This window comes from Vibrio kagoshimensis, from assembly GCF_050337535.1.
GTDB lineage: Bacteria > Pseudomonadota > Gammaproteobacteria > Enterobacterales > Vibrionaceae > Vibrio > Vibrio gallaecicus.
In genome coordinates this window covers 44809-51127 of the sequence record NZ_JAKJSZ010000028.1, presented here as the reverse complement: position 1 = coordinate 51127, position 6319 = coordinate 44809, and the positions used below count along the sequence as shown (strand labels likewise).

7 protein-coding genes are annotated in these 6319 nt (G+C 39.9%); 2 read left to right on the top strand and 5 right to left on the bottom strand.

The window, feature by feature from the left end; genetic code table 11:
• Nucleotides 1-226: 226 nt before the first annotated feature.
• Both flgP and L4C37_RS20610 read right to left on the bottom strand, forming a co-directional pair.
• Complete coding sequence (gene flgP, locus L4C37_RS20615) at nucleotides 227-658, bottom strand: flagellar assembly lipoprotein FlgP (protein ID WP_137374817.1); 432 nt, start codon at nucleotides 656-658, stop codon at nucleotides 227-229.
• Between the two features lie 9 nt (nucleotides 659-667).
• A complete protein-coding gene (locus tag L4C37_RS20610) occupies nucleotides 668-1303 on the bottom strand; it encodes a FlgO family outer membrane protein (RefSeq protein ID WP_137374818.1) in 636 nt (211 codons plus the stop codon).
• 193 nt (nucleotides 1304-1496) lie between these two features.
• On the opposite strand from L4C37_RS20610, the gene L4C37_RS20605 reads away from it, so the two are divergent.
• On the top strand, nucleotides 1497-2630 hold the full coding sequence (locus tag L4C37_RS20605; protein ID WP_429769779.1) for a flagellar assembly protein FlgT: 1134 nt from the start codon (nucleotides 1497-1499) through the stop codon (nucleotides 2628-2630).
• A 162-nt stretch (nucleotides 2631-2792) separates the two neighbouring features.
• Complete coding sequence (locus L4C37_RS20600) at nucleotides 2793-3299, top strand: Fe3+-citrate ABC transporter substrate-binding protein (protein ID WP_137374820.1); 507 nt, start codon at nucleotides 2793-2795, stop codon at nucleotides 3297-3299.
• 180 nt (nucleotides 3300-3479) lie between these two features.
• Here L4C37_RS20600 and L4C37_RS20595 read toward each other — a convergent pair whose 3' ends face one another.
• The 3 genes from L4C37_RS20595 to L4C37_RS20585 all read right to left on the bottom strand — a co-directional run bounded on the left by L4C37_RS20595 (nucleotide 3480) and on the right by L4C37_RS20585 (nucleotide 6281).
• Complete coding sequence (locus tag L4C37_RS20595; RefSeq protein WP_273297110.1) at nucleotides 3480-4730, bottom strand: NAD(P)/FAD-dependent oxidoreductase; 1251 nt, start codon at nucleotides 4728-4730, stop codon at nucleotides 3480-3482.
• A gap of 61 nt (nucleotides 4731-4791) precedes the next feature.
• The gene (locus tag L4C37_RS20590) at nucleotides 4792-5856 is read right to left on the bottom strand and encodes a methyltransferase (protein WP_218941093.1); all 1065 of its coding nucleotides are present in this window, start codon (nucleotides 5854-5856) and stop codon (nucleotides 4792-4794) included.
• Between the two features lie 35 nt (nucleotides 5857-5891).
• Complete coding sequence (locus tag L4C37_RS20585; protein ID WP_137374823.1) at nucleotides 5892-6281, bottom strand: hypothetical protein; 390 nt, start codon at nucleotides 6279-6281, stop codon at nucleotides 5892-5894.
• Nucleotides 6282-6319 lie beyond the last annotated feature (38 nt).

The following is a 6319-nucleotide window of genomic DNA, read 5'->3' as shown; positions in this document are numbered from 1 at the left end:
CTTATCTTCTTATCTTCTTATCTTCTTATCTTCTTATCTTCTTATCTTCTTAAAACAATGTAGCCCTATCTTTACAACCTTCAATGTATCACACATAAAAAAGCGGCAAGTATGTGAAATACTTGCCGGTTAATGTTTATTCTATATCTAGATGATTAGTTACCCATATTGGATACTACCTACGAGGTTCAATACCTGGAAATCAAACCTTATTGGCTTTTAACAATTAGAATAGAGTTTGTTGTCTTTTCTCTGGTACAGGTTGAACTTCACCGTAATCACGTAGCTTTTCCATTTTACGGATATCGAGCTGTAACTCAGTCACATAGCTATCACCAACAGGGTAACTACGGACCACTTCTGCACCACGAATCACGCCATCAACTGCACCTGAAGTTCGCTCAGTGCCAAGACGCTGATCTTCTAATTGAGCTCGTCCACTGACACGCATACCATAGACTTGTTCAGCCAATTCTCGGTAAGCATCTATCTTAGATGCACGCATAGCTCTAATTCGTTTCTCTTCATCATTACGTCCAGCTTGCTCACTAATACTTGCATAGCCCACTGCAACCAAGAAATCGTCTGATCTCATGCTTTGTAATGGCTGGCAGCCTACTAATAATAATGCCGCTAAAGCAAATATAACCGTCTTCATTGTGAGCTCCTAAGGACGAAGAATTACAGTATAAGGTTGAGTCATCGTTGGATCAGAACGAATAATAACGCCATCTTGAGTTCGAATACTATTCAATGTATCCAAATCGCGACCTATGCGGTCTGCGGGTAAGAAACCTTGAGCAGAAGCGACAACAACACGAGTTTGCATGCCAACCACGCGAGCATTAACTAGCACACCGCCTTCTTGGCGAAGCATCGTTCCTGTTAATACATATTGAACATCTTGCTCTTGAGCAAGGTCTTTCCAATCACGACTGATTGCAAAGTCACCTTGCTGGGTCACTTGAATTGAGCCCGTCGTTTTAAAATCGATAACCTTAAAGCCACGACGTTGGAATTGATGAATGAAACCTTCCGATACTGAATTACCAAGCCAGTTTGTCGCATCCATATTCTGTAGATCAACAAATGATGTCACTGCAATCGGTGTTCTTGCTGACACACTGGTATTAGAGATCATCAGATCTTCAGTCATACTCTCAACAAAAAAGTCCATAGTATGGCGCGGGCTGTCCATCAGCATAAACTGGCTACCAGAATACTCTGATTTGCCGTTATAGATGGGTGAATAGGCGCATGATGTTAGTAGCATCACACTCATTGCTACAAGCCATTTTTTCATTGTCTTAATCTCCAGATATATTTAGTGCTTACTACGCCAACTTGTTCTCTACATTACTTTCGTTGATGGATTACAATGTTGGAACGGTCCTTGCTTTTCGTTAATTGTTTAGATTTGAAAAACAGCGCCTAAATTAGCTTTATGCTTATGGATTATTTATAAGCAATATTTATACCCAACTGGTAACAATCAAATGAAAAAAATAATTTCTATTTTATTTTCAATAAGTTTATTGATAACGGCATCTTTCAATGCTCATGCTTCTTGGTATGAGGTTACCGGTGTTGCCACCATAGTTTCATCAGAAGATACCGCGAGAATACATGCTCTAGAAGATGCTGTTTATAAGGCTGTTCAATTCTCTGGCGCCGATATAGGAAGCATCAGTAACCTAAGACCTTACTTGGAAGCTTCAAAAAAAGAGTACCAATTCACCAACCATGAAGTGCGCTATATCTTGATAGAAAAAGAGCGAACCCGTGGAAATAATATGATGATCACAGCTCGAATCGACATCTACCCTTCGGCAAATGCTTGCCATGAAAGCCAATATAAAAAGACATTTTTGGTCGGCAACATCGATGTTGCCTCCCCTCAGCAAGCTGTTATGGGAAAAATCTACAAAATTGGTGACGATTTCAGTCATGTAGTGAACAGACAGCTATCACAAGAATCTCGTAGCTTTGTTTCCGTTGGAACTACTGATTATGAGATCGATAAACGTCGACCTGAAATGCTAAAGATGATTGCTCAAGATACGGGAGCTCAATACATTATCGGCGGTGTCATTACTGATTTATCGGCCACAATAGAATCGAAACTGCTCAGAGATGACATCATCAACCGACAATTCGCTCTAGAGATGCAAGTCTTTGACGGTAAAACAGGGCACGAAGTTTACAACCGCAGTTACCGAGAAGTAGCTAAATGGCCATTCCCTAAAACCAGTGAAGTGGATACGCGCAGTGCCCGCTTCTGGGCTTCTACGTACGGCAGTATGATGCTCCGTGTAAGTAGAAATATCATGCTCGACTTGGAGTCGGAAGTGTCATGCAAAATTACGTTACCTGAAGTAGCGGCTGTTTTTGGAAATACGGTCACGATGGATCTTGGACGTTTGCATGGCGTGCAAGAAGGCGATAAACTTCAGTTATGGCATACCGGCTCGTTTATTGATCAGAACGGTTTACCTCGTAATAAAGTCTCTCAAAGTGAAATGACACTAACAGTTTCTCGCGTTTATGAAAATGAAGCAGAGCTAACAGTCGATCAACCCAACCTTGCCAACAGTATTCAAATTGGCGATGTAATGAATAAAATTTTATAGCCAAAATAGTCTACTCTAAGTAATAGAGCCTTGGCATTTGGCTAAGGCTTTACTACTTCTATCAACAAACACACTTCTTTGTCATTTTTTCGTACTGTGTGTTTTAGTTTTTTGATAATTGTCGTAATCTTACTATTAACATAACTATCATTTATCAAACTTATGAGTCAGAACAATTTAATTGGTGCAACTGGCCACCGTTTTATCTCCAAAGGTAAAACTGCTTTCAAAATCCATATACATACACCTGACGATACGGTCATACACCGCTCTGTTGGTTTTGTTCGTATGGGTGAAGAAAAGGCTCTCAAAAAAACGCTGAAGTTACGCAATGAATTAGGCAAACAGCTGTGGGGGAAGTTTTGGGGGAAAATCCTTAAAGACCCGTATTTAATGACACGCTTGCCACACAGTTTAGAGCCAAAGATTGTTTTCAAACCTAACCCAACTCTTGCAGATCCTGAGCATAGAGATGAATGTTATATAGCTAAATGGCGAGTATTCTCAGAAACAGGAGAATATAAATACAAGACGAAAGTATGTTCAATCAAAAGACATGGTCGGCTGTCAGCATACACACAAACTAAGCGAGTGCTTTTAGATGCACATAAAGATGTAATAGACATACTTATCTTTATGGGGAGATTGAACAGCATTGACCTGAAGTAATGCTGTTTTCATTTATGTAATTCTATTTTTACTTAAGTCATTCTACTTTTGGCTTAAGCATTTCAAGTCTTGGCTTCATGACTTCCAATTAAAAAGCTCTGTAAACGACTAGTTGTTTGCAGAGCTTTTTATTTACATAGCGTTTTATTTACATAGCGTTTAACACTATTTAGAGCACAACTAATCCACATTTATCCGGCAAATCTCAGCCAATGTAGAAAGCCTTCTCTGCGGCTCTTTCACATAGGGGTTAGTCGTGTCCCATGCGTATCCAGCTAAAATTGAACACACCATCTGTTTTATTTTCGGATTTGGGGACTGATGAAAAATCACGTCTTGAAGCTCACCGGAATACCAAGACTCAACATACGTTCTAAATGTATCGACCCCCACCATGAGTGGCTTTTCATACTCTTCCAGCCAATTGACAGGGTTGTTACTCAATTTCTTTTCAAGACATTCCACCGCGAATTGTGCAGATTTCATAGCAATAGTGACACCAGAGGAAAATACTGGATCTAAAAATTCGCCAGCATTACCTAATAAAGCATAGCGATCGGTTGCCAAGTGCTTCACGTTTGCTGAATACCCACCGATTTCTCCCGCAGGCTTTGAGTAGAGTGCATGGCTCAAAATTTCAGCTAACCCTGGCTCTTCATTAGATAGCTGTTTAAGTAACTCAATTTTATCTTCGGGGTAATTTTCAAAAAAATCAGGCTCTCCAACCACACCAAAAGAAGACGTACCGTTGCTAAAAGGGATCAACCAATACCAAACATCGGGATTCGTCGGGTGAACTGAAATCAAAATTTTATTTCGATCATATTCACAGCCATGTTCTAAAGTTGATATGTTATCTTCGATGTGAGTAAAAATAGCTTTTCTCGATGGTAAGCAAGACGGTTCTTCAAGGTTGAGCATCTTAGGTAGAACACGTCCAAACCCACTGCCATCAAGCACAAAATCAGCCTCAATCTGATACTTATCCCCACCCTCTACTTGCACATCCAAAATCGATGAATGTTCTGTAAACTGAATCGCGGTTAATTCATGTTTATAAGAAATTTTGACGCCTTGCTGCTCAGCACAATCCGCGAGAACTTTATCAAAACTACCTCTCTGAACCTGATAAGTGGTGCCAGGGCCGGTAGAAAATTTATCCTCAAAATCGAATGCTGTATACACACCTTTCTTACGAAAAGCCGCACCATTTTTATACTGAAAATGACTCTGTTTTACAGCATCAAGCATACCGGCTTGGTCGATGACTTCCATACAAGCAGGGAGTAAGCTTTCACCAATAGAAAATCGGGGAAATTCGCTTTTCTCAATGACTTGTACATCAATTCCTTTACTGTGAAGTAAGGAAGCAGCCATTGAGCCCGAAGGACCAGCGCCAATAACAACAACTTGAGTTGATAGTTTTTTCATTTATTTAAGCCACACTGCTCTTATTTTTACGATTCAACAAAGAAACGATTAGGTCTTTTAACTATCCAGCTTTAAGTTCAAGTAACGTATGACCGAGCCCAATGTCATCGGTTCGCGTTACTACCTCGAACCCAGCTTCTTCGACAATTTCTAAGAAATCTTCACTTCGGTAAAAGCGACTATTACCGTTCGCTAAGCACGTAAAATACAAAGAGGTTGCATTCAAGCTATACGACGCCGCGTCATACTTTTGAGAATCCCAAAATAGCTCTAGAATATAAACCGTCGCATCTTCAGACATATGAGAGCGAACACGCTTCAAAATACTTAGAATTTCCATTGGTGAAAAGCAATCAAGGAATTGGCTCATCCACCATACATCAGCGCCTTTAGGCAATGGTTGGTTCTTATCCAGCATATTCGCTGGGTAAGGCGTTACACGATGTTCAAAACCATGATCTTGAGCATTCTTCATCGCCATCTCAAGTTGCTGCGGTAAATCTACAATAGTGACTTGAACATCGTCATCATAACCACAGCATTGCATTGCCCATTTACCGGTATTGCCACCAATATCGACTAATGTTTTAGGTTTCTTTTGAAATACTGTTTCCAAAAGAACTGGAAACGAACGGTCTGAATAGAAGTGATCGAAGTTAAACCAGCTTTGCTTTGCTTGCTCAGGTAATTGAGATAACCCTTGGTAAATAGTTTCCCAATTTCCAAGCTCTTTCAAGCCAGCAGGAGTGCCTTCTTTAATCGCTTCCGTTAAGTGCATCATCGCTGCATAACAAACATCCGCTGTAAAATCTAAATTGGCCTTAGTCATACCATCATGCTGTAGGAAAAAACCCAAATTCGCCAAGCGATAGTTAGGTTTATCCCATAAAACAATATTGGCGCTTAACGCCATATCAAGAAGCACTTTTACTCCGTACTCTGAAACACCTGTTGTTTCAGATATTTCTACCGAAGATAAACCTGCACTTCCAGCATCATCTAATGCTTTTAAAATGTCGAGATCACGTAATGTTCTTGCTGTATGGAAAACGATTGGAGCAAAGGAAAGCTTTTGAGCTTCTGTCTTTGCCTCTAAAGCATTAAACGGGTCAATATTATATTGCAAAACTAAAAACCTAATTTATTGAATGTAAAAATAACTTACTGTGCAGCCATAACCGCCAACTTACGCTTGATATCTACATTGAGATTATTGATCCAGCGGTTATAGTTTCGATGAATGTTTCCATCTGCATACTTAAGGTTTTCTGACTCGACATACAATATTGAATAAAATTTATCACTGTATGGAATCTCAATCACCGCATGATGAGAACGCACGTACAACTCAGCACGGAGAAGACCTGGTTTGATTTCAGACACTAGCCAGCCACGATCAATTGCCGAGTCGTAAATCGCTGATTTCACCTGTTTACTTTGAAGATTTAAAGCAACTGGAGTATCCTCGACATTCATCACTGGCTGAACTCGTCCACATCCTGCAAGAATTAAGATAAAGAATAGTGATATGACTATTTTTAGTGATTTCATGGAAATTTCCTTATTCATGTTTGAAAAATGCCCTTAGT

Coding starts and splice junctions, on each gene's coding strand:
- flgP (WP_137374817.1), bottom strand. CDS start 658: ATGAAGACGGTTATATTTGCTTTAGCGGCATTATTATTAGTAGGCTGC.
- L4C37_RS20610 (WP_137374818.1), bottom strand. CDS start 1,303: ATGAAAAAATGGCTTGTAGCAATGAGTGTGATGCTACTAACATCATGC.
- L4C37_RS20605 (WP_429769779.1), top strand. CDS start 1,497: ATGAAAAAAATAATTTCTATTTTATTTTCAATAAGTTTATTGATAACG.
- L4C37_RS20600 (WP_137374820.1), top strand. CDS start 2,793: ATGAGTCAGAACAATTTAATTGGTGCAACTGGCCACCGTTTTATCTCC.
- L4C37_RS20595 (WP_273297110.1), bottom strand. CDS start 4,730: ATGAAAAAACTATCAACTCAAGTTGTTGTTATTGGCGCTGGTCCTTCG.
- L4C37_RS20585 (WP_137374823.1), bottom strand. CDS start 6,281: ATGAAATCACTAAAAATAGTCATATCACTATTCTTTATCTTAATTCTT.